General features: G+C 67.5%; 24 protein-coding genes. 17 read left to right on the top strand and 7 right to left on the bottom strand.

Annotated features, from left to right (window positions below):
* Window positions 1–217 precede the first annotated feature (217 nt).
* Window positions 218–823 carry a LexA family protein gene (locus B7P44_RS03965; protein WP_084900928.1) on the top strand — a complete coding sequence of 202 codons (606 nt, stop codon included), beginning with the start codon at window positions 218–220 and terminating at the stop codon, window positions 821–823.
* Here the strand turns inward: B7P44_RS03965 and B7P44_RS03960 are convergent.
* Together B7P44_RS03960 and queF are read right to left on the bottom strand one after the other, a co-directional pair.
* On the bottom strand, window positions 813–1751 hold the full coding sequence (locus tag B7P44_RS03960) for a queuosine precursor transporter (RefSeq protein ID WP_231716649.1): 939 nt from the start codon (window positions 1749–1751) through the stop codon (window positions 813–815). The two genes, B7P44_RS03965 and B7P44_RS03960, sit on opposite strands and share 11 nt — an antisense overlap.
* A 20-nt stretch (window positions 1752–1771) precedes the next feature.
* On the bottom strand, window positions 1772–2602 hold the full coding sequence (gene queF / locus B7P44_RS03955) for an NADPH-dependent 7-cyano-7-deazaguanine reductase QueF (RefSeq protein WP_084900922.1): 831 nt from the start codon (window positions 2600–2602) through the stop codon (window positions 1772–1774).
* 788 nt (window positions 2603–3390) lie between these two features.
* Between queF and B7P44_RS03950 the strand changes: the two genes are divergently transcribed.
* Together B7P44_RS03950 and B7P44_RS03945 are read left to right on the top strand one after the other, a co-directional pair.
* Window positions 3391–3696, top strand: a complete 306-nt coding sequence (locus tag B7P44_RS03950; protein WP_084900919.1) for an H-NS histone family protein — start codon at window positions 3391–3393, stop codon at window positions 3694–3696.
* 150 nt (window positions 3697–3846) lie between these two features.
* The gene (locus B7P44_RS03945; RefSeq protein ID WP_084906384.1) at window positions 3847–4356 is read left to right on the top strand and encodes a cation:proton antiporter; all 510 of its coding nucleotides are present in this window, start codon (window positions 3847–3849) and stop codon (window positions 4354–4356) included.
* Window positions 4357–4560: 204 nt separating this feature from the next.
* On the opposite strand, the gene yiaA is transcribed toward B7P44_RS03945, so the two are convergent.
* Together yiaA and B7P44_RS03935 are read right to left on the bottom strand one after the other, a co-directional pair.
* Entirely contained in the window at window positions 4561–5004 is a 444-nt protein-coding gene (gene yiaA / locus B7P44_RS03940) for an inner membrane protein YiaA (RefSeq protein WP_084900916.1), read from the bottom strand.
* A 130-nt stretch (window positions 5005–5134) separates the two neighbouring features.
* Window positions 5135–6073 (bottom strand): AraC family transcriptional regulator, encoded by a 939-nt coding sequence (locus B7P44_RS03935; RefSeq protein ID WP_084900913.1) that lies wholly within the window; start codon window positions 6071–6073, stop codon window positions 5135–5137.
* A gap of 129 nt (window positions 6074–6202) precedes the next feature.
* Between B7P44_RS03935 and B7P44_RS03930 the strand changes: the two genes are divergently transcribed.
* The 3 genes from B7P44_RS03930 to B7P44_RS03920 all read left to right on the top strand — a co-directional run bounded on the left by B7P44_RS03930 (window position 6203) and on the right by B7P44_RS03920 (window position 8475).
* The gene (locus tag B7P44_RS03930) at window positions 6203–6532 is read left to right on the top strand and encodes a carboxymuconolactone decarboxylase family protein (RefSeq protein ID WP_084900911.1); all 330 of its coding nucleotides are present in this window, start codon (window positions 6203–6205) and stop codon (window positions 6530–6532) included.
* Between the two features lie 151 nt (window positions 6533–6683).
* Window positions 6684–7520, top strand: coding sequence for a class II glutamine amidotransferase (locus B7P44_RS03925; protein WP_084900908.1), 837 nt, complete (start codon window positions 6684–6686; stop codon window positions 7518–7520).
* 175 nt (window positions 7521–7695) lie between these two features.
* Window positions 7696–8475, top strand: a complete 780-nt coding sequence (locus B7P44_RS03920; RefSeq protein WP_084900906.1) for a mechanosensitive ion channel family protein — start codon at window positions 7696–7698, stop codon at window positions 8473–8475.
* Between the two features lie 89 nt (window positions 8476–8564).
* Here the strand turns inward: B7P44_RS03920 and B7P44_RS03915 are convergent, their stop codons facing one another.
* Window positions 8565–9245 (bottom strand): DedA family protein, encoded by a 681-nt coding sequence (locus B7P44_RS03915; RefSeq protein ID WP_084900903.1) that lies wholly within the window; start codon window positions 9243–9245, stop codon window positions 8565–8567.
* Window positions 9246–9419: 174 nt separating this feature from the next.
* On the opposite strand from B7P44_RS03915, the gene mutL reads away from it, so the two are divergent.
* A complete protein-coding gene (gene mutL, locus B7P44_RS03910; protein ID WP_084900900.1) occupies window positions 9420–11411 on the top strand; it encodes a DNA mismatch repair endonuclease MutL in 1992 nt (663 codons plus the stop codon).
* Window positions 11408–12382 (top strand): tRNA (adenosine(37)-N6)-dimethylallyltransferase MiaA, encoded by a 975-nt coding sequence (gene miaA / locus B7P44_RS03905; protein ID WP_084900897.1) that lies wholly within the window; start codon window positions 11408–11410, stop codon window positions 12380–12382. Before mutL ends, miaA begins: the two co-directional genes overlap by 4 nt.
* Window positions 12383–12415: 33 nt before the next feature.
* Here the strand turns inward: miaA and tetR are convergent, their stop codons facing one another.
* The gene (tetR, locus tag B7P44_RS03900) at window positions 12416–13048 is read right to left on the bottom strand and encodes a tetracycline resistance transcriptional repressor TetR (protein ID WP_084900894.1); all 633 of its coding nucleotides are present in this window, start codon (window positions 13046–13048) and stop codon (window positions 12416–12418) included.
* Between the two features lie 61 nt (window positions 13049–13109).
* Here tetR and tet(64) point away from each other — a divergent pair, with 61 nt between their 5' ends.
* Window positions 13110–14300: a tetracycline efflux MFS transporter Tet(64) gene (gene tet(64), locus B7P44_RS03895; RefSeq protein WP_133118089.1), complete on the top strand. Its 1191-nt coding sequence runs from the start codon at window positions 13110–13112 to the stop codon at window positions 14298–14300.
* A 98-nt stretch (window positions 14301–14398) separates the two neighbouring features.
* Here the strand turns inward: tet(64) and purM are convergent, their stop codons facing one another.
* Window positions 14399–15454 (bottom strand): phosphoribosylformylglycinamidine cyclo-ligase, encoded by a 1056-nt coding sequence (gene purM / locus B7P44_RS03890; protein WP_084900887.1) that lies wholly within the window; start codon window positions 15452–15454, stop codon window positions 14399–14401.
* Between the two features lie 223 nt (window positions 15455–15677).
* Between purM and hda the strand changes: the two genes are divergently transcribed.
* The 8 genes from hda (at window position 15678) to B7P44_RS03850 (ending at window position 21747) form a co-directional block, all read left to right on the top strand.
* Entirely contained in the window at window positions 15678–16418 is a 741-nt protein-coding gene (hda, locus tag B7P44_RS03885) for a DnaA regulatory inactivator Hda (RefSeq protein ID WP_321970429.1), read from the top strand.
* 11 nt (window positions 16419–16429) lie between these two features.
* On the top strand, window positions 16430–17107 hold the full coding sequence (locus B7P44_RS03880) for a histidinol-phosphatase (protein WP_084900881.1): 678 nt from the start codon (window positions 16430–16432) through the stop codon (window positions 17105–17107).
* 5 nt (window positions 17108–17112) lie between these two features.
* Window positions 17113–18633 (top strand): polynucleotide adenylyltransferase PcnB, encoded by a 1521-nt coding sequence (pcnB, locus tag B7P44_RS03875; RefSeq protein WP_084900878.1) that lies wholly within the window; start codon window positions 17113–17115, stop codon window positions 18631–18633.
* A gap of 33 nt (window positions 18634–18666) precedes the next feature.
* Window positions 18667–19212, top strand: a complete 546-nt coding sequence (gene folK / locus B7P44_RS03870; RefSeq protein WP_084900875.1) for a 2-amino-4-hydroxy-6-hydroxymethyldihydropteridine diphosphokinase — start codon at window positions 18667–18669, stop codon at window positions 19210–19212.
* The gene (locus B7P44_RS03865) at window positions 19209–19895 is read left to right on the top strand and encodes a deoxynucleoside kinase (protein WP_084900872.1); all 687 of its coding nucleotides are present in this window, start codon (window positions 19209–19211) and stop codon (window positions 19893–19895) included. Before folK ends, B7P44_RS03865 begins: the two co-directional genes overlap by 4 nt.
* Before the next feature lie 41 nt (window positions 19896–19936).
* Window positions 19937–20752 (top strand): 3-methyl-2-oxobutanoate hydroxymethyltransferase, encoded by an 816-nt coding sequence (gene panB / locus B7P44_RS03860; protein WP_084900870.1) that lies wholly within the window; start codon window positions 19937–19939, stop codon window positions 20750–20752.
* Window positions 20753–20911: 159 nt separating this feature from the next.
* Window positions 20912–21292, top strand: coding sequence for a BPSL0067 family protein (locus B7P44_RS03855; protein WP_084900867.1), 381 nt, complete (start codon window positions 20912–20914; stop codon window positions 21290–21292).
* A 2-nt stretch (window positions 21293–21294) separates the two neighbouring features.
* The gene (locus B7P44_RS03850; protein ID WP_084900865.1) at window positions 21295–21747 is read left to right on the top strand and encodes an STY0301 family protein; all 453 of its coding nucleotides are present in this window, start codon (window positions 21295–21297) and stop codon (window positions 21745–21747) included.
* The last annotated feature ends 5 nt before the right edge of the window (window positions 21748–21752 follow it).

Below are 21752 nucleotides of genomic sequence, written 5' to 3'. Positions count from 1 at the left end.
GACAAGATTGCCCCTGTCTTCCGGCGAGCTCGGCACTTGCATTGGCCGACCTCCCCGGTTTTTGGGCCTTTTCAATCTTGAAGGGCGGCCTTGGCGATCGCCCTCGCACATTACAAATTTGTTAGGGTAGGATCACTCCTTTTGAGCCCCGTCCCACGCGGCGCCCCGGTCCGTCTCTAAAATGACTCAAGCGCGCCGGGAGAGGCAGGAACGCACTATGGAAATGAGCCAGCGGCTGGTCCTGATGGTCGCGAGAATACGAGCGCTGATGCAGCAGCAAGGCCTCAGCGACGCCGACCTGGCCCGCAAGACCGGCGTCTCGCCCGCGACGCTGAGCCGCGTGCTGTCGATGGCGACCGAAGACCCGCGCATCAGCACCGTCATGGCGATCGCCGATGCGCTCGGATCGACCGTCGGGTATCTGCTCCAGAGCGAGCGGGTCTATCCGATTCCGATTCTCGGATGGGACGAGATGCTCGGCTATTCGCGCGGCGTCTACGACGTCGCGCGCAACACGCGCTGGCTGACCGTCGACACGCCGCGCAGGCCGGGCACGTTCGCCGCGCGCACGAAGCCGTCGATGGCGCCGCGGTTCCGCGAAGGCTCGATCGTGATCGTGGAGCCTGGCGTCGCGTTTCGCGACGCACAGGTCGTCGTCGCCGCGATCGACGGCGGCGAGCCGACGCTGCGCCGCGTTACCAAGGACGGCGAAGCGGTCTGGCTCAAAGGCCTCGCCCCTTCGCCGGCAGACATGATCAACGCGTTCCGGGCGGGCATCGTGGTGCTCGGCGTCGTCACCGAGTCGCGCCTGGTCAATCCTTGAACGAGAACGGATTGAAGCTCGTGTGATAGTCGTAGTAGTCGATCTGGTCCATTTCCTTGAGCCGCCTGGAAGCCGTCGTGACGACCGGCAGCAGCACGAGCTCGTAGGTCACCTTGACCGCGATCTGAACGCCGATCATCGTCAGCACGACATCGTTCGGCAGCCGGCCCCAGAACAGGATCAGGCAGAACAGCGTGCTGTCGATCACGATCGCGACGCCGGTGCTCGAAACGATGCGCGCCCACAGATGGCGGCCCGCGCTCGCGATCTTGAGCTTGGCGAGAAAGGTCGTGTTGATGAACTCGCCGCAGAAGTAGGCCACGGTCGACGCGACGAACGTCCGCGCGAACTCCAGCGCGAGCGCCGGATAGGCCGCGGCGAGCGTCGGGTTCTGCGCCTCCCAGCTGGGCAAGCCCGGCGGCAGCGACAGGAGCCAGGTCCCGATGATGAACATCAGGTTCACGGCGAGGCCGCCCCAGATCACCATCCGGCTGACCCGATATCCGTACACCTCCGTGATGATCGTGCTGAACGCATAGGTCATCGGAAACGCGATCAGCGCGGCCGGAATGCCGAAGGTGACGCCGTCGAGCGTGACCGCGATGACGCGCGCGCCCGTCACGTTCGACAGCATCAGGAAGCCGGCGTAAAGAAGCGCAAGCAGCAGGACGGCGGGCGTCAGCTGATGCTTGCGCGTCGGGAAGTACGCGAGCGGGATGGGCTGGTCCGAATACGTGGCTGCGTTGAGAAAGCCGATGTGCGCCACGTCCTCGCGCGAGAACTTGTCGAGCCACGCCTTCGTGTTCAGCTCGCGCGGCGACATCTTGAACGTGGTGCCCGAATCGCGCACCCGCACCAGGACCTGCAGCGCATCGCTCTCGAGCGACGGCTCGATGACGGCTTCGATTTCGTGAGATGCGAATTCCATGATCGGCTCGCGGTGCGAAGTCATTGTCGGATCAGGCGCGTATTCGGGACGTCCTGAACGGGCGCGCTGCTGCGCACCGGATTGATGTCGAGGCCACCCCGGCGCGTATAGCGGGCCGACACGGTCAGGCGGGCCGGCGCGCATTGATCCTGGATGTCCTTGAAGATCCGCTCGACGCATTGCTCGTGGAATTCCTCGTGATTGCGGAACGACACGACATACCGGAGCAGCGCGTCGCGGTCGATGCGGCGCCCTTCGTATTCGATCGACACGGTCCCCCAGTCGGGCTGGCCGGTCACGAGACAGTTCGATTTCAACAGGTTCGAATAGAGCGTTTCGCTGACGTGCTCGTCATGCGTCGCGAGCAGTTGCCGGTCGACGCTGAACTGCGCGATGTCGATGTCCTGCTCGTCGATCGAGGCGCCGACCGGCGCGCCGATCTGCAGGGCGGCGGCGTACTCGAGCGATTCGAGCGTGACCGACACGGGCGCGCCGGCGCAGCGCGACAGATCGTTCGCAGCGATGCGCTCGACTTCCTCGCGGCTCTCGAACGACGTGTTGTTGAACGTGTTGAAGTACAGCTTCATCGATTTCGATTCGATCACGTTCGGCGACGTGCACGGCACGACGATCGTCGCAATCGCGACGCGCGGCACGCCGCGGGGCGTGAGCCACGACACCTCGTAGTGATTCCATACGTCGACGCCGAAAAACGGCAGCGTATCCGTGATGCCGATCTCCTCGCGCTTGATCGTGCGCGGAATCGCATAAAGCTTTTCCGGGTTGTAAATCGACTCGTACTTGGATTGCTTGCCGAGCTCCAGGGTGCCTTGATTGGATAGCGAGTTCATGTCTTTGAATTTTCGATTTCAGCGTTTTATTTTTCGATAAATTTAGTGCGATTGTTTAAATGCGCGAAGGCTTAATTGCCAGTTACGTCGCCAACTTCACCATGATACCGTAGCCGTTTCCATTCAGCCCCTGACAACCGGCTCGAAGCGGCGCTCGCCAATACTTGCGAGCGCGCAATGTCGCATCCTAAAAGTAAATAAAGCCGGCTTTCCGACTACTGCATGCCAATCCGGCGCAAGGGGTCGGCGGCGCTGTCGACAGGCGACGTCAACGCGCGCCAAACCGAAAAGCAACAACTTCCCTGTCATATTTGCCAGTTTTAAATGGTCATCGCTTCATCCATATTAACCCTGTTAAGACAGGCATTGCATTCTTGCAACACCGGCCCGCAATCGGGCAGATTGATTTCCGCATTCCGACATGGGAGCGAAATTCGGCATTGGTCCATCGATTTGTCGATTGGCCGCCATGCCGGCCGTATTGCCAACGGTTCCTGCAATCGAAACACCCGCCCCGTGCGAAGAGCGGCTCGACCCTCGCACGACAGGGGCGCCCGGCCGGCCAGGGTCGCCCGGACAGGGGCGCCCGCTGCAATCCTGTTGAAGCGCCGCAATCCGGATGAAGCCGGCGGCCAAGCAACGATGCGACGCGGCATCCGTCGCGCATCCGGTTTCGACGATGTTCCGGATGCTGCGTCCGACATGTTTTGCATTCCAGATTCGACAGCGCCCCGGCAGCGATCCGATCGGGAGCGCTGCCGGGTCGATGACACCGTAATGAGAATATCGTGACGACCTATCGAGAGCTCCAGGCACAAATAGAAATGCTTCAAGCACAAGCCGAGTCAGTCCGGCTGGAAGAAAAAAGCGCCGCCGTGTCGAGGATCAGGGACGCGATCGCGCTGTACGACCTGACGCCCAGGGACCTGTTCGGCGATCGGCCACGCAGGCCGCGCCGGCGCGCAAAGCGCGGCCCGGTTCCGCCGAAGTACCGCGACCCGCAGACCGGGGCGACGTGGAGCGGCCGAGGTCGCGAACCCCTGTGGATCAACGGGCAAAGTCGGGAACAGTTCCTGATCGACGCGTCCGCGTGATCGTGTCCGGGCGTGTCGCGGATCAACAGCGCGACGCGCACCGGAAAATTCGGCTCAGGCGGGAACGCGCGATCGGACCGGCTTGCGTCACCTAGATCGCCTGTCGATTGCGCCCGCCCCCACTTCACTCGCCGCAAGCACGCAATGTCGATGACCATTCTGATCAGCGTCGCCGGTACGGTAATCCTGCTCGCCATCGCATCGCCCCGCCTGATGCGGGCTTGGTATAAGGGACCGGCGTCGGCGCGCGGCGATCGTCCGCTTCGTCGTCCGCACGATGCGGTGCGCAAAACCGCGCAGGAGGCGGTCCGGTTCGCCACGCTGAACGCGCGTGCCGCGGATGCCTGCGCCACCGAGCTCGAACGAATGGCCTCGACCGGATCAGCGCATGCGGCCGGCGAGCGCGCGGTTGACCTTCCGAGCACGCTGTCCAGAAAGCAGCTGGTTCGGGAGCGCGCCACGAAAGCGCGCGAACATGCGACGCGTGCCCGCGCTCATGCCAGCGCAGCCCAGTCCGCGCTTCAGCGCGACGCGCGCGACAACCACGATTCGCAACTGGATGAAGTACGGCGGCACGCCGGCCTTGCCAATCAGGCGCATTTGAACGCGCAGGACCTGCTCCAATTCACGCTTGCGTCGGAAAAGCGCAGCGATCTCTGAGCGCGACGTCGCACCGGGGACCATGCAGTCGATGCCGATCCGGCCGGCGGTGGGGCCGGTCGCGCAGCGCGACGCATCGTCACGGCCCGCCCGTCGGGTATTGCGCGCTATCCGGCACATCCCGCTCTGCCGATGTCAGGCAATAGCGAGGATTCCGATGTAATTGAAACGGTCGACGACAGGCGGGCAGTGCCCGCCCTGCGTTCATTCCTGCGTCGGCTGCGCCGGATCGATGTCGCCGAGCCGCGGCTTCGCGCCTTGCAGGTCGCGCGTGTTCTTCTGCACGGTGACCGCGCCGAACAGCGCGAGCACGAACGACATCGCGTAAAAGCCCTTCTCGCTGAGCTGCAGCGTCGCGTTGAACAGGCCGACGATCAGAAGCGCGATCGAGAGCAGCAGTGCGAACCAGCTCAGCCCATAGTAGATGCCGGTGACCGGAATGCCTTCGGCGCGATCGCGCACGCTCTTCTGCAGCGAGATTGCCGCATACAGGCCGAACACCAGCACGGTGAAGTAGTAGCCCTTTTCGTTGAGCTGCATGCCCGCGTTCCAGAGCCCGACGAGAAACGCGGCGAAGCCCGCGAGCAATGCCGCCCACGAGGCCGCGACGAACGCGAACGACGGCTGCTGGATAGTGGTCTGGTTCATGGTGTTGCCCTCTCTTTCTTGTTGAAATGAATCGCGAGCATGGTAGCAGTTTTGTCACATGAAATGACCGGATCGACAGCCCGCGACGAACCGGCCGTCTGTCGTCCGAATCGATACGCCGCCGGCGCGTTCACTCGCCGCGATGCGCGCGCCGCCAGCGCCCCGGCGTCGTGCCGAACACCTCGCGAAACGCCTTGCCGAACGCTGCTTCCGACTGGTAGCCGACCGCCTGGCCGATCTCCGCCTGCCCGCGGCGCGTGTCCCGCAGCAGCGCGCACGCGTGCATCATCCGGATCTGCGTGACGAACGCGCCGACGCTCATCCCCGCCTTCTCTCGGAAATGTCGCGCGTAGGTCGCGCGCGACATCGCCGACACGTCGCCGAGCGACGCGACCGTCCACGGCTGCGCGGGCGCCTGCATCACCGCCTGGATCGACGGCCCGAGCCGCGCATCGGCGGCGAGCGCGAGCCAGCCGGAAGGCACCTGCGTATCACGGCCGTACGCGCGCAGCGCATACGCGAGCAACGCCTGGCCAAGCGCGTTGACGATCGCACGGGCGCCCGGCTGCAGATTCGACGCCTCGGCGCGCAGCACCCCCGTGAGCATCTGCAGCGATGCGAGCCCGGACGGCTCGCCCAGCCCGACGTGCAGCAGGCCCGGCAGCGCGCGCATCAGCAACTCGCCCGCGCCGCGCTCGTACACGAAGCGCCCGCACAGCAGATCCACGCTCGCGCCGTCCGGCGTGTCGGTATTGCATTTGACCGGCAGCACCGCGCCGCCGGCCGCGGCAAGCTCGCGCATCGGCATGGCGACAGCCGGCGCGGCCGTCGCATCGTGGATCTCGTGCGCGTCGCCCGCGGGCAGCAGCACGAAATCGCCTTCGACGAGCCGCAGCGCGCGACCGTCCGCCGTGCGCAGACGGCATTGCCCGGCCAGCAGCAGGTGGAACGCGGCCTCGCCGGCCGGCAGCACGTCGTGCGTCATCGCGAACGGGCCGTCGAGCAGGCAGCGCACGTCCAGCTCGACATGGCTGCGGCCCAGCAGCAGCAGTTGACTCAGCGCATCCATGAGACGCTCGCGCTAAAAATTGACACTTTAGCGTATCGAAACCATCACCGCTGGCGCTCAGAATAGCCGTGCATCTCCGCAGCACGCGGCACCCGCCGCGGTCACCTACCCGTGAAAAAAGGACGAGCCATGTTGAACTGGAACGAATATCGCAAGGAACTCTCGACGCGCATCGGCGATCTGGCGAAGTTGTCGCCCGATACGCTCGCCGGCTACAAGGCGCTGTCCGGCGCCGGCGCGAAGACCGGCCATCTCGACGCGAAGACGCGCGAGCTGATCGCGCTCGCCGTCGCGGTCACGACGCGCTGCGACGGCTGTATCGCCGTCCATACGGCCGAGGCCGCCAAACACGGCGCGACGAAGGAGGAAGTGGCGGAAGCGCTCGGCGTGGCGGTCGCGCTGAACGCGGGCGCCGCACTCGTCTATTCGGCGCGCGTGATGGACGCGATGGGCGACTGAGCCCGCAACCGCGCTTGCACCTCGACGCCCCGGCGCCCGGCCTCGTCCGGCGCGCCGGGGCATGTGCGGGCGGCCACCCGCCGCCGCGGTGAACCCGGCTGCGGCGAACTCGGCTACCATGCTCGGACGACCCGCCGAGAAGGAGCGCCCCATGTGCCGCTGGCTCGCCTATACGGGCAACCCGATCCACCTCGAGACCGTCCTGTTCCGCGCGAAGCATTCGCTGATCGACCAGAGCCTGCATTCGGAACTGGGCGCGACGACCACCAACGGCGACGGTTTCGGTATCGGCTGGTACGGCCACCCGGACGAACTTCCATTCCGTTACCGCTCGGTGCATCCCGCGTGGAACGATCGCAACCTGCGCGAGGCCGCGCGTGCGATCCGCTCGCGGATGTTCATCGCGCACATCCGTGCGGCGACCGACACGCCGGTGCAGGAAACCAACTGTCATCCATTCCGGCACGGCCGGTGGCTGTTCGCGCACAACGGCCTGATCCGCGATCTGCCGAAGCTGCGCCGCGACCTCGCGATGAAGATCGATCCGGGGCTGTTCCCGACGATCGAAGGGTCGACCGATTCGGAGCTGATGTTCCGCCTCGCGCTGACGTTCGGCCTCGAACAGACGCCGCTGCCGGCGCTCGAGCGGATGGCCGGCGTCGTCGAGGACATCGCCGCGCGGCACCGCGTGGACCTGCCGCTCAACATGACGGTCTGCGTGACCGACGGCGAGCAGATCATCGCGGTCCGCTACTCGAGCGAGCGGCAATCGCGTTCGCTGTACCACAGCACGTCGTTCCGGCACCTGCACGAACTGTATCCGCACAACCCGCGCATCGCCGAAGCGGGCGACGACGCGTTCATGGTGCTGTCCGAGCCGCTCGTCGACCTGCGCGGCGCGTGGGAGGAGATTCCGGAAAGCACGGCGATCGTTGCGCGCGGCGGCGACATCGAGCAGCGGCCGTTCGAGCCGCGGCGGCACGCTTGAGGCATGGCGCCCGCCCGCCGGCGCGCGGCGACCGGTTGCCTTGCCGCCGCGCGTCGGCTATAAAAGTCCGAAGATTGTCGGCATGCCGCCCTTCCGGGCATGACCGGCCACCCGTTCAACGTCTTATGGAGAACCGATCTTGACCCTGGACCTCGCCACCGCCCAGCAATTCCTTATGACCCGCGGCCTGGACTTCGGCCTCAATCTCGTCGCCGCGATCGCCCTGTGGTTCGTCGGCCGCTGGGCGATCCGCATCGGCACGCGGCTGCTCGGCAAGATCGTGCAGCGCAGCGGCAAGGTCGACCCGACGCTCTCCGACTACCTGACCTCGGTCGTCGGCGTGCTGCTGACGATCCTGTTGATCCTCGCGATCCTGCAGATCTTCGGCGTGCAGACCACGTCGTTCGCCGCACTGCTCGCCGGCCTCGGCCTCGCGATCGGCACGGCCTGGGGCGGGCTGCTCGCGCATTTCGCGGCGGGCGTGTTCATGCAGGTGCTGCGCCCGTTCAAGATCGGCGACGTGATCAACGCGGGCGGCGTCACCGGCACCGTGAAGGAGCTGGGCCTGTTCGGCACGACGATCATCACGCCGGACAACATCGTCACGATCGTCGGCAACAACAAGATCTTTTCGGACAACATCGCAAACTACAGCGCGACGCCGTACCGCCGCGTCGACCTGTCCGCGAAGATCGCGAACGGCGTCGATGCGGTCGACGCGATCAACCGCCTGAAGTCGGCGATCCAGACGATCCCGAACGTGCTGACGACCCCGGCGCCGGATGTCGGCGTGCTGCAGTTCACGCCGGAAGGCCCGCTGCTGTTCGTGCGACCGTTCACGCAGCCGTCGAACTACTGGCAGGTGTACTGCGACACCAACCGCGTGATCCTCGAGACGTTCCACGACGCGCAGTACCCGACGCCCGAAACGCCGATCTCGCACCGCACCGCGTAACGGCGCGTCGGCGGACATGAAAAAAGCGTGGCTCGCAAACTGCAGCCACGCTTTTTTGTTGCCGCGACGAACCGCGCGGCCCGCGCAGGTCAGCGCCCGCTGGTCTTGCCCGCGCCGCCCGAACGGCCGCGCACGAGCTTCCACAGCGCGCCGAGCGCGACCGGCACGACCGCTGCGCCGATCCCGGCCAGCACGATCACGTTCAGGTACTGGCGAATGAACGGAATGTTGCCGAAGAAATAGCCGAGCAGCACGAGCAGCAGCACCCAGACCAGCGCGCCGAGCACGTTGAAGAACTGGAAGCGCGCGACGCTCATCGACGACGCGCCCGCGACGAACGGCGCGAAGGTCCGCACCACCGGGATGAAGCGCGCGAGCACGATCGTCTTGCCGCCGTGCTTGTCGTAGAAGCTGTGGGTCTTCTGCAGCGCTGCGCGGTCGAGGAAGCGCTCGAGCACCGGAATGTGCGTATTGAAGACCTTCGGCCCGATCCAGCGGCCGATCAGGTAATTGACAGTGTTGCCGGTGATCGCCGCGACGAGCAGCAGCACGATCAGCGCGCCGACGTTCATTTCGCCGGTCGCCGCGAACGCGCCGCCGATGAACAGCAGCGAATCGCCCGGCAGGAACGGAAACACGACGAGGCCCGTTTCGCAGAACACGATCAGGAACAGCACCAGATACACCCAGGCGCCGTACTGCCGGATGAAGTCGCCGAGGAATGCGTCGATGTGCAGGACGAGATTGACGAAATGAAGCAGCGTATCCAAATGCGGTTCCTTCAGGGCAAGCAGGCCGGTGTCGGCATAAAGGGCGGAATCGCCCGCCCGGCAAGGGCGGCGCGTGAAACGCAGTCATCATACCGAAACTACCTTAAGGCTCCGTGAAAAAACGTAACGGATCGCCGGCCCGGCGCGCGCCGGCGGCCTCGCTATAATTCGGCCATGTCCGAATTCACCGAAACGGCCGCGGGCGCCGCGCCCGCCCCTGATCCACACTCGCCGCGCCCGCTGCGCGCGATCCAGCCCCTGCCCGACCAGCTGATCAGCCAGATCGCCGCGGGCGAGGTCGTCGAGCGTCCGGCGTCGGTCGTCAAGGAGCTGCTGGAGAACGCGCTCGACGCCGGCGCGAACACGCTGCGCATCGTGCTCGAGGAAGGCGGCGTCAAGCGCATCGCGATCACCGACGACGGCTGCGGGATTCCGCCCGGCGAGCTGCCGCTCGCACTGATGCGCCACGCGACGAGCAAGATCCGTTCGCTCGAGGAGCTCGAAGCGGTCGCGACGCTCGGGTTCCGCGGCGAAGCGCTCGCCTCGATCGCGTCGGTTGCCGAAATGTTCATCACGAGCCGCACCGCCGATGCGGCGCACGCGACGCGCATCGACGCGCAGACCGGCGTGCTCGCCCCTGCCGCCGGCGCGGTCGGCACGACGATCGAGGTGCGCGAGCTGTACTTCAACACGCCCGCGCGGCGCAAGTTCCTGAAGAGCGAGCAGACCGAGTTCGGCCATTGCGTCGAAATGATCCGCCGCGCGGCGCTCGCGCGGCCGGACGTCGCGATCTCGGTGCTGCACAACGGCAAGGCCGTCGAGCACTGGAACGCGACCGAGCCCACGCAGCGGGTCGCGAAGATCCTCGGCGAAAGCTTCGCGACCGCGTACCTGCCGCTCGACGAGCGCGCCGGGCCGCTGGCCGTCTACGGCTGCGCCGGGCTGCCGACCGCGAGCCGCGGCCGCGCCGACCAGCAGTATTTCTTCGTGAACGGCCGCTTCGTGCGCGACAAGCTGCTGACGCACGCGGTGCGCGCCGCGTACGAGGACGTGCTGCACGGCGACCGCTACCCGTCCTACGTGCTGTTCCTCGACCTGCCGCCCGAGGCCGTCGACGTGAACGTGCATCCGTCGAAGATCGAGGTGCGGTTCCGCGATTCGCGCTCGATCCACCAGTACGTGTTCCATGCGGTGCAGCGCGCGCTGGCCCGCCATGCGGGCGCGTCGCCCGAAACCACCGCCGGCGGCCACGCCGCGCATATCGCGGCGGCGCCGACGCCGGGCCCCGCTTCGTTCCAGTCCACGCCGCTCGGCCAGGCCGCGAGCGGCGGCAGCGGCTCCGCGCCCACGCCGTCGCAAGGCAGCACATGGCTGCGCCAGGAGCGCATGACGCAAGGCACGCTGCCTGTCGCGCAGCCGCTCGCGCTCTACGACGCGCTGTTCGGCCGCAAGGACAGCGGCGCGGGGACGCCGGCCGGCACGACGGCGGTCGCACACGACGCACACGACGCCGGCGACGCGCCGGTCGCACCGCTGGCGGGATTCGCCGCGGCGCCGTCGCTCGCCCACACCGCGCACGACGACCAGCCGCTCGGCTTCGCGCTCGGCCAGATCCACGGCATCTACGTGCTCGCGCAGAACGCGCACGGGCTCGTGATCGTCGACATGCACGCAGCGCACGAGCGGATCCTGTACGAACAGTTCAAGGGCGCGCTCGCCGATCGCTCGGTCGCGGTGCAGGCGCTGCTGCTGCCGGTATCGATGAATGCGACGCCGGTCGAGATCGGCACCGTCGAAGAGGAGCGCGAGACGCTCGAATCGCTCGGCTTCGACCTCGCGGTGCTGTCGCCGACGACGCTCGCGATCCGCGCGGTGCCCGCGCTGCTGAAGGACGCGGATCTGCAGGCGCTCGCGCGCGCGGTGCTCGCCGACCTGCATGCGTTCGGCGGCTCGCGCGTGCTCACCGAACGCCAGCACGAGCTGCTCGGCACGCTCGCATGCCACCACGCGGTGCGCGCGAACCGCCGCCTCACGCTCGACGAGATGAACGCGCTGCTGCGCCAGATGGAAGCGACCGAACGCGCGGACCAGTGCAACCACGGCCGGCCGACCTGGTACCAGCTCACGCTCGGCGACCTCGACCGCCTGTTCATGCGCGGCCAATGAGCGTGTCGCAGTCTTCCGCTCAAACGACGATCGCCTGCCTGCTCGGGCCCACCGCGTCCGGCAAGACGGCCGCGGCGCTGGCGCTCGCGGCACGCCGGCCGATCGAGATCGTCAGCGTCGATTCGGCGCTCGTTTACCGCGACATGGACATCGGCACCGCGAAGCCGAGCCGTGACGAACGCGCGGCCGCGCCGCATCACCTGATCGACATCATCGACCCGGCCGACGCCTACTCGGCCGCCGAATTCCGCGCCGACGCGCTGCGCCTGATCGGCGAGATCACCGCGCGCGGCCGCACGCCGCTGCTCGCGGGCGGCACGATGCTGTACTACAAGGCGCTGACGCAGGGGCTGAACGACCTGCCGACCGCGGATCCGGCCGTGCGCGCGGAACTCGACGCGGATGCCGCGCGCGACGGCTGGCCGGCGCTGCACGCGCGGCTCGCGCAGATGGACCCCGAAACGGCCGCGCGCCTTGCACCGAACGATTCGCAGCGGATCCAGCGCGCGCTCGAAATCTTCATGCTGAGCGGCCAGCCGATGTCGGCGCTGCTCGCCGCGCCGCCGCGCGCGGACGATACAGCGGCCCGCTACCGGTTCGTGCCGGTTGCGCTCGAGCCGTCCGACCGCGCGGTGCTGCACGCGCGGATCGCGCAGCGCTTCGACGCGATGCTCGATGCGGGTTTCATCGACGAGGTCGAGCGGCTGCGCCGCCGCGACGACCTGCATCCCGGGCTGCCGTCGATACGCTGCGTCGGCTACCGGCAAGCGTGGGAATTCCTCGACGGCGTGACCGACTATCGGACGATGCGCGACAAGGGCATCTTCGCGACGCGCCAGCTCTGCAAGCGGCAGCTCACGTGGCTGCGCGCGATGCCGGAGCGGATCGTCGTCGACTGCGTCGCGGCCGATGCGGCCGCGCAAGCGGTGGACGCGCTCGAACGCGTGCTCGACGGCCGCGCGCCGGCCTGACGCGCTCGCGCTGGCGCGCGGCTGCGCGCGTCGTCACCCGGCACGTCGCGCGGCGAGTTGCGCACGCGCACCGTCGACGATCAGCGCGATGCCGCGCTCGAACGCGTCGTCCGGGCTGCGCGCGCGCAGCGCGGCCCACCCTTGCGCGACAAGCGGATACGCGGCCGGGTCCGGCGCGTCCGCGTCGGGCGCGCGCTCCGGCTCCGCTTGCTCCTCCAGCACCCAGCCGACCACGAAACGGCCGATCGCGAACATCAGGTCGATCGCCTGCTCCGGCGTGAAACCCGCGTCGCACAACAACGCCAGCTTGCACTCGATCCCGTCGAAATGCGCGCCGCGCGGCCGCGTGCCGGCATGCAGGCGCGCGCCGTCCCGATAGGCCAGCAGCGCGTGGCGGAAATTGCACGCATTCGCGACGAGCCACGCGTCCCACGCATCGCCCGGCTGCGGCAGCGTCGCGCTGCGCCGTTCGACCATGATCGCTTCCGCCATCGCGTCGAGCAGTTCCCCCTTGTTCTTGAAATGCCAGTAGAGCGTCGGCGACTGCACGCCCAGCCGTTCGGCGAGCCGGCGCGTCGACAGCGCATCGATGCCGACCTCGTCGAGCAGTTCGAGCGCCGCGCGCAGGACCGCGTCGCGCGTCAATCGCGCGCCCGTGTCTTTCATCTCTATCACCGATAGGGAAGGTGTGGAATAATCGTCACTCTATCACCGATAGAGAAAAATCTTGAATCCTTCCATGATTGCCGTCCTGACGACCGTCGTGCTCGACGCGATCGGCGTCGGGCTCGTGATGCCGATCCTGCCCGGGCTGCTGCGCACGCTCTCCGGCGCGGGCGGCGCCGACACGCACTACGGCATGCTGCTCGCGCTGTACGCGCTGGCGCAGTTCGTGTGCGCGCCGGTCCTCGGCGCGCTGAGCGACCGCTTCGGCCGCCGGCCCGTGCTGCTCGCGTCGCTCGCGGGCGCCGCGCTCGACTATCTGCTGATGGCGTATGCGCCGACGCTCGCGTGGCTCTATGCCGGGCGGCTGATCGCGGGCATCACCGGCGCGAACGTCGCGGTCGCGACCGCGTACGTCACCGACGTGACCGCGGAATCCGATCGCGCACGCCGTTTCGGCCAGCTGGGCGCCGCGATGGGGATCGGCTTCATCGCCGGCCCGGTGCTCGGCGGCCTGCTCGGCGCGTGGCATCTGCGCGCACCGTTCGCCGCCGCAGCGCTGCTCAACGCGCTCAATCTCGCGCTCGTCTGGCGCAACCTGCCGGAATCGCGGCCGCCGGCCGCGCGCAACGGCGGCGCCAAGGTCAGCCTCAACGCGCTCGCGAGCCTGCGGCGGCTGCGCGGCGGCCCGGCGCTCGTTCCGCTGATCGGGGTCTATGTGATCGTGGCGCTGGTGTCGCAGGCGCCCGCGACGCTGTGGATCCTGTACGGACAGGCGCATTTCGGCTGGTCGACGCTGGTCGCGGGCCTGTCGCTTGCCGGTTACGGCGCGTGCCACGCGCTCGCGCAGGCGTTCGCGATCGGGCCGCTGATCGCGCGGCTTGGCGAGCGCCGCGCGCTTGCGCTGGGACTCGCCGGCGACGCGCTCGGCCTCGTGGTCATCGCGTTCGCCAACGCGCCCTGGGTGCCGTTCGCGCTGCTGCCGCTGTTCGCGGCGGGCGGCATGACGCTGCCGGCGCTGCAGGCGATGCTCGCGCGCCAGGTCGACGACGCCCGGCAGGGCGAGCTGCAAGGCACGCTCGCGAGTGTCGCGAGCCTGATCGGCGTCGCCGGGCCGCTCGTCGTCACCGCGGCCTATGCGGCAACCCGCGACGCATGGCCCGGGCTCGTCTGGGCCGCGGCCGCGTTGCTCTACCTGCTGGTGCCGCCGCTGCTGGCCAACGCGCGGCCGGCGCGCGCGAGCCCGTCCGCGTGAGCCGGCCCGGCCGCCGCCGCGCCCGGCACACGGCGAAAAAAAAGCCGCCCGGATCGACTCCGGGCGGCTTCCTGTGACATTGCGCGTCGGGCGGCGCGTCAGACCACGACCGTCTGCGCCTCGCCTTCGCGGCTCGCGCGCACAGCGCCGATCTTCCACACCTGCTCGCCGGCCGCCGTCAGCTGGCTGACCGCTTCGTCGGCATCCGCCGCCGACACGATCACGGCCATGCCGATCCCGCAGTTGAACACGCGGTGCATTTCCGCGTCGGCGACGCCGCCATGCTCCTGCAGCCACTGGAACAGCGGCGGCAGCGGCCATGCCTTCTGGTCCAGCTCGGCCGTCAGGCCTTCGCGCAGCACGCGCGGAATGTTCTCGACGAGGCCGCCGCCGGTGATGTGCGCCATCCCCTTCACGGCGATCTTTTCCATCAGCGCGAGCAGCGGCTTCACGTAGATGCGGGTCGGCGCCATCAGCGTGTCGGCGAGCGAGCGGCCGTGGAAATCGGCCGACAGATCCGGGTTCGCGCGCTCGATGATCTTGCGCACAAGCGAGAAGCCGTTCGAGTGGATGCCGCTCGACGCCAGGCCCAGCACCACGTCGCCCTCGGCGATCGTGCTGCCGTCGATGATCTTGCTCTTCTCGACCGCGCCGACCGCGAAGCCCGCGAGGTCGTATTCGCCGTCCGGGTACATGCCCGGCATTTCGGCGGTTTCGCCGCCGATCAGCGCGCAGCCCGACAGCTCGCAGCCGTGCGCGATGCCCTTGACGACGGTCGCGGCCGTGTCGACGTCGAGCTTGCCGCATGCGAAGTAGTCGAGGAAGAACAGCGGCTCGGCGCCCTGCACGAGGATGTCGTTCACGCTCATCGCGACGAGATCCTGGCCGACCGTGTCGTGTTTGTTCAGATGAAACGCAAGCTTGAGCTTCGTGCCGACGCCGTCGGTGCCCGACACGAGCACCGGTTCGCGATACTTCTTCGGCACTTCGAACAGCGCGCCGAACCCGCCGATGCCGCCGAGCACGCCGTCACGCAGGGTTTTCTTCGCAAAGGGCTTGATCTTGTCGATGAGGGCGTCGCCCGCGTCGATGTCGACGCCCGCGTCACGATAGGACAGACCTTGAGCGTCAGGAGCGGATTTCGGAGGATTCATGGGGGAATGCGAGAAGGTCGGTAAAATGCGATTTTACCCGAAGCCGGCCCGCTGGCCGGAATTCCCCGCATCGAATCGTCAGGGATCGCATCTTGGCCAACACGTCCCCGTTTTCATCGCTGAGCGAGCCGCGCCGGAACCCGCGCGCCGCCGTGCGTGCGGCCGCGCGTGCAGCCATCGACGCCGCGCTCCCCGGCACGCGTTTTTCCAACCGACCCGCATTGTGACTGTGTCCCGTCAACTGACGCTCGATCTCGGCACGCCGCCCCCCGCCACGTTCGACAACTTCATCACGGGCGAGGAAAACGGCGAGCTCATCACGCGGCTGCAGAAGCTCGACCTCGCGCTGGCAGCGGGCCCCGTGCCGGACCGGTCGTTCTACATCTGGGGCGAGCCCGGCAGCGGCCGCAGCCACCTGCTGCAGGCGCTCGTGAGCGACGCGTCGTACGGCTACGCGCGCTACCTGACGCCGCAAAGCCCGCTCGGCGCGTTCACGTTCGACCCGCGCATCGGCATCTACGCGATCGACGACTGCGACCGCATGAGCGACACGCAGCAGGTCGCGCTGTTCAACCTGTTCAACGAGGTCCGCGCGCATCCGTCGAGCGCGTTCGTCGCGGCGGGCCCCGCGGCGCCGCTCGCGCTCGACGTCCGCGAGGATCTGCGCACGCGCCTCGGCTGGGGGCTCGTGTTCCATCTGTCGCCGCCGTCCGACGCCGGCAAGATCGCCGTGCTGAAGCTCGCGGCGAAGGAGCGCGGGATCGCGCTCACCGACGACATCGCGGCTTACCTGCTGACCCATTTCCGCCGTGACATGCCCAGCCTGATGGCGCTGCTCGACGCGCTCGACCGTTTCTCGCTCGAGCAGAAACGCGCCGTCACGCTGCCGCTGCTGCGCCGGATGCTGGCCCGCCCCGGCGACGACATCGCGCCGCCGGGCGCGGGTTCAAACCGCTTCGAGTAAAATGCGCATCCATGACTAATCTGGCACTCTTTGACCTCGATCACACGCTGATCTCGACCGATAGCGACCACGAATGGGGCCGCTTCATGGTGAAGCTCGGCATCGTCGACGCGGAAAGCTTTTCGCGTCAGAACGATCAGTTCTTCGCCGACTACAAGGCCGGCAAGCTCGACATCCACGCGTACCTGACCGCGATGCTCACGCCGCTCGCGAAGTATTCGCGCGCGCAGCTCGCCGAGTGGCACGCGCAGTACATGCACGAGGTGATCCGCCCCGCGATGCTGCCCGCCGCGCTCGAACTCGTGCGCGAGCACCTCGACGCGGGCGACCTGTGCTGCGTCGTCACCGCGACCAACGAATTCATCACCCGGCCGATCGCGACCGCATTCGGCGTCGACACGCTGATCGCCTGCGAGGTCGAGACGACCGACGGCCACCCCGATTCCCCGTACACGGGCCGGCCGACCGGCACGCCGAGCTATCGCGAAGGCAAGATCGTGCGCACCGAAGCGTGGCTCGCGTCGCTCGGCAAGCACTGGGACGACTTCGCGCACAGCTACTTCTACAGCGATTCGCACAACGACATCCCGTTGCTCGAGAAAGTCACCGACCCGATCGCGACCAACCCTGACGACACGCTGCGCGCGCATGCAAGCAACCGCGGCTGGCGCATCCTCGATCTTTCCTGAACGTCGTGATCAAAAAATTCATCCGCAAGCTGCTCGGCCAGGACGACGCCGTGCAAACGCCCTCCTCCGCCCCCCCTGAAGCGGCGCCCGCTCCGCGCGCCACGAAGGGCGCCCGCGGCGCCGCCGCGAAGCGTCCCCGCAGCAATCACGAGCCAACCGTCGTGCCCGTGAGCGTGCACGGCATCGATCCCGCGCTGATCTCGAAGAACGCGGTGCGCGTGACCGATACGCTGCAACAGGCGGGCTTCCGCGCGTTCATCGTCGGCGGCGCGGTTCGCGACCTGCTGCTCGGCATCGCGCCGAAGGACTTCGACGTCGCGACCGACGCGACGCCGACCGAGGTCCAGCGCCTGTTCCGCCGCGCGCGCCTGATCGGCCGCCGCTTCCAGATCGTCCACGTGCAGTTCGGCCAGGAGCTGATCGAGGTGTCGACGTTCCGCGCGCTCGTCGATCAGCCCCCTGCCGAGGCCGAGCCGCCGAAGCGCCTGAAGCGCGACGAACTCGACCGCCGCACGCACGCGGTCGACGCGAGCGGCCGCGTGCTGCGCGACAACGTGTGGGGCGAACAGCACGAGGACGCCGCGCGCCGCGACTTCACGATCAACGCGATGTACTACGACCCGTCGACGCAGACGGTGCTCGACTACCACGACGGGATGGCCGACGTGCGCGCCCGCCTTCTGCGGATGATCGGCGACCCGGCCACACGCTATCGCGAGGACCCGGTGCGGATGCTGCGCGTGGTGCGCTTCGCGGCGAAGCTCGGCTTCGACATCGAGCCGCATACGCGCGAGCCGATCAACGCGCTCGCCGACCTGATCAACAACGTGCCGGCCGCGCGCCTGTTCGACGAGATGCTGAAGCTGCTGCTGTCCGGCCACGCGCTCGCGTGCCTGAAGCAACTGCGCAAGGAAGGCCTGCACCACGGGCTGCTGCCGCTCCTCGACGTCGTGCTCGAACAGCCGCAGGGCGAGAAGTTCATCACGCTCGCGCTGAACAACACCGACGCGCGCGTGCGCGCCGGCAAGCCGGTGTCGCCGGGCTTCCTGTTCGCAACGCTGCTGTGGCACGACATGCGCCAGCGCTTCGAGCAGTACACGGCCGACGGCGAATTCCCGGTGCCCGCGCTGCATCGCGCGATGGACGACGTGCTCGACATGCAGACCGAGAAGCTTGCGATCCACAAGCGCTACTCGGCCGACATGCGCGAGATCTGGGGCCTGCAGCTGCGCCTCGAGAAGCGCTCCGGCCGCAGCGCGCTGCGCCTGCTGGAACACCAAAGATTCAGAGCGGGGTATGATTTCCTCCTGTTACGCTGCGAATCCGGCGAGCTGGATCAGGACGTCGGGCAGTGGTGGACGGATTTCATCGACGGCGACGCGGCCGCGCGCGAGGCATTGCTCACGCAGGGCGGCAGCAAGGAGAAGTCGCCCCGCAAGCGGCGCCGCCGCGGCGGCGCAAAGAACCGCAAGGGCACCGAAGGCGCGGAACAGGCATCGGACGGCCCGGCCGGTTCCGACGACTGACGCGCGCCGGCGAACGACGTAGGAAGTGATGCCATGACGGTTGCATATCTCGGACTGGGGGCGAATCTCGGCGATGCACGCCAGACCTTGAAGGACGCGGTGGTATGCCTCGCCCAGCAGCGCACGGTCGCCGTGCTCGACAAGTCGAGCCTGTATCGCACGGCCCCGGTCGACGCCGGGGGCGACGACTACTACAACTGCGCGGTCAAGATCGACACGACGCTCGCCGCGCGCGAGCTGCTCGCCCTCTGCCAGAAGATCGAACATCACTTCGGGCGCGAGCGTCCGTACCGCAACGCGCCCCGCACGCTCGACATCGACATCCTGCTGTACGGCGTCGACTCGATCGACGAACCCGACCTGATCGTGCCGCACCCGCGCCTGACCGACCGCGCATTCGCGCTCGTGCCGCTCGTCGAACTCGACCCGGCGCTCCACATCCCGGCGCGCGGCCGCGCCGAGGCATTCCTCGCCGCGGTCGCGAGCCAGCGCATCGAGAAGGTCCAGACCTGCAAGTGCCTGATGCAGAGAGCGCTCGCCGCTGCCGACGACGGCGCCGACAAGAACCCCTGCCGATGAACCCGACACCGCTGACCGTCACCGCGCCGGACCTGCGCGCGCCGCACCGCCATCTCGTGATCGAAGGCCCGATCGGCGTCGGCAAGACGACGCTGGCCCGCCTGCTCGCCGAACGCTGGTCGATGCAGACGCTGCTCGAGCGCCCGCAGGACAATCCGTTTCTCGAGCGCTTCTATCGCGACACCGCGCGCTATGCGCTGCCGACGCAGCTGGCGTTCGCGCTGCAGCGCGCGCAGCAGGCGCGCGAACTGAGCGCGGTGCTCGACACAGGCCGGCCGGTCGTCGCCGATTTCATGCCGCAGAAGAACGAGATCTTCGCGCGGCTGAACCTGCCGGACGACGAGTGGCAGCTCTATCGCGCGCTAGCCGCGCACGTCGACGCGCCCCGGGCGAGCGCGCCCGATCTCGTCGTCTACCTGCAGGCGAGCCCCGAGGTGCTGTTCGCGCGGATCCAGAAGCGCGGCCTGCCGATGGAGTTGCAGATCAGCGATGCGTACCTGCGCGCGCTGGTCGACGCGTACAACGAATTCTTCTACCACTACGACCGCACCCCGGTGCTGACGGTCGCCGCGGAACACCTGAATCCGCTGGACTCCCCCGAAGACCTCGCCTTGCTGGTCGAGCACATCGCGACGATGCGCGGCCGCAAGGAATTCTTCGTCAAGGGCGAGACGACGCGCTGACGCGTCTCGCTGCTGTATTCACCCATCGAACCGGATTTCCCATGACCTATCTCCAGGAATCGAGCCGGCCTGCCGTGACCGTGCCGAAGCTGCAGGCGATGCGCGACGCCGGCGAGAAGATCGCGATGCTGACCTGCTACGACGCGAGCTTCGCCGCGCTGCTCGACCGCGCAGGCGTCGACGTCCTCCTGATCGGCGATTCGCTCGGCAATGTGCTGCAAGGCCACACCACCACCCTGCCCGTCACGCTCGACGACATCGCGTATCACACCGCCTGCGTCGCACGCGCGCAGCCGCGCACGCTGATCGTCGCGGACCTGCCGTTCGGCACGTACGGCACGCCCGCCGACGCGTTCGCAAGCTCGGTCAAGCTGATGCGCGCCGGCGCGCAGATGGTCAAGCTCGAAGGCGGCGAATGGCTCGCCGACACCGTGCGCTTCCTCGTCGAGCGCTCGGTGCCCGTGTGCGCGCACCTCGGCCTGACGCCGCAATCGGTGCATGCGTTCGGCGGCTTCAAGGTGCAGGGCAAGACCGAAGCCGGCGCCGCGCAGCTGCTGCGCGACGCGCGCGCGATCGAAGACGCGGGTGCGCAGCTCGTGGTGCTCGAGGCCGTGCCGACGCTCGTCGCGTCCGAAGTCACGCACATGCTGCGCATTCCGACGATCGGCATCGGCGCGGGCGCCGACTGCTCGGGCCAGGTGCTGGTGCTGCACGACATGCTCGGCATCTTCCCCGGCAAGCGGCCGCGCTTCGTCAAGGACTTCATGCAGGGCCAGCCGAATATTCAGGCGGCGGTCGACGCGTACGTGCGCGCGGTGAAGGACGGTTCGTTCCCGGGGGCGGAGCATACGTTCTGATTCGCGGATGAGGCTGCGGCGGGGTGCGAAGGCAATGGTCGCCGCCCTGTCGACAAAACCTGTCATGTCATTGGACAGCGCTTAATTTCAAACAAGTCCCATATCCGCGCGCCTTCGTTACTGAGACCATTGCACCCTCCGCATTCGAAGGAGGTGAAAATGGCACATGTATACGAAGACGCAGCCAAACTACCGGGCGACCCACTGCAAGGCGATGGTGAATGCGTCGCGCTTGTGAAGGCCCATACCAGAGTGGGTCCAACCTCGGCTTGGCGACCGGAAAAAACCGTCAAAGGCGATTTGAGCATTAGTCCGGGCACGGTCATTGCAACCTTCGAGAACGAACGTTATCCGAACAAATCGCATGGCAACCATGCGGCGTTCTATCTGAGTCAAGATTCGACAGGCATCTATGTCGCTGAACAATGGCGCAGTCTCTCGAAAATCCAGAAACGGCACATCCGGTTCAAGGGCAAGGATAGGAACGGTCGCTACATCGACCCGAGCAACAACGCCGATGCCTTCTCAGTGGTGAGATAACGATGGCACGCCCGTTTGTTCCACCCGATGCGGCGCTCGCCACGCTGCTGACAGCCGCTTGCCTGTCGTCGGCGCACGCCATCTCGACGCCGCTCCAATGTCCGGCTCGCCTGCCGGTTTCACAGACGATCGACAGTCCCGCACCCAACGGCTGGCGATCCTACGATTCGCAGCAAGCGCATCCGCTGATCAGCGTGTCGTTTTGGTCCGGCCCTCCCGATCAACTGACCATGCTCGCTCCATCGAGCGGCGTCAAACAACGCGACACGCTCATCAACACCTGGGCACTCGCCGCAGCCGAAACCGATTACTGGATCAGTTGCAACTACTTCGACACGGCCGCCATCATCGCGCGTCCGCTCGGCACTGCCGCGCGAACCTGCACGGTCCGTTACGACGCGAAGCGAACGCCGCCGAAGATGATCAACTGGTACTGCACGCCGCCGGCGCGTTAGCTCGA

The organism is Burkholderia ubonensis subsp. mesacidophila, assembly GCF_002097715.1.
GTDB classification, from domain to species: Bacteria; Pseudomonadota; Gammaproteobacteria; order Burkholderiales; family Burkholderiaceae; genus Burkholderia; species Burkholderia mesacidophila.
This window is presented reverse-complemented; position numbering and strand designations above follow the sequence as displayed.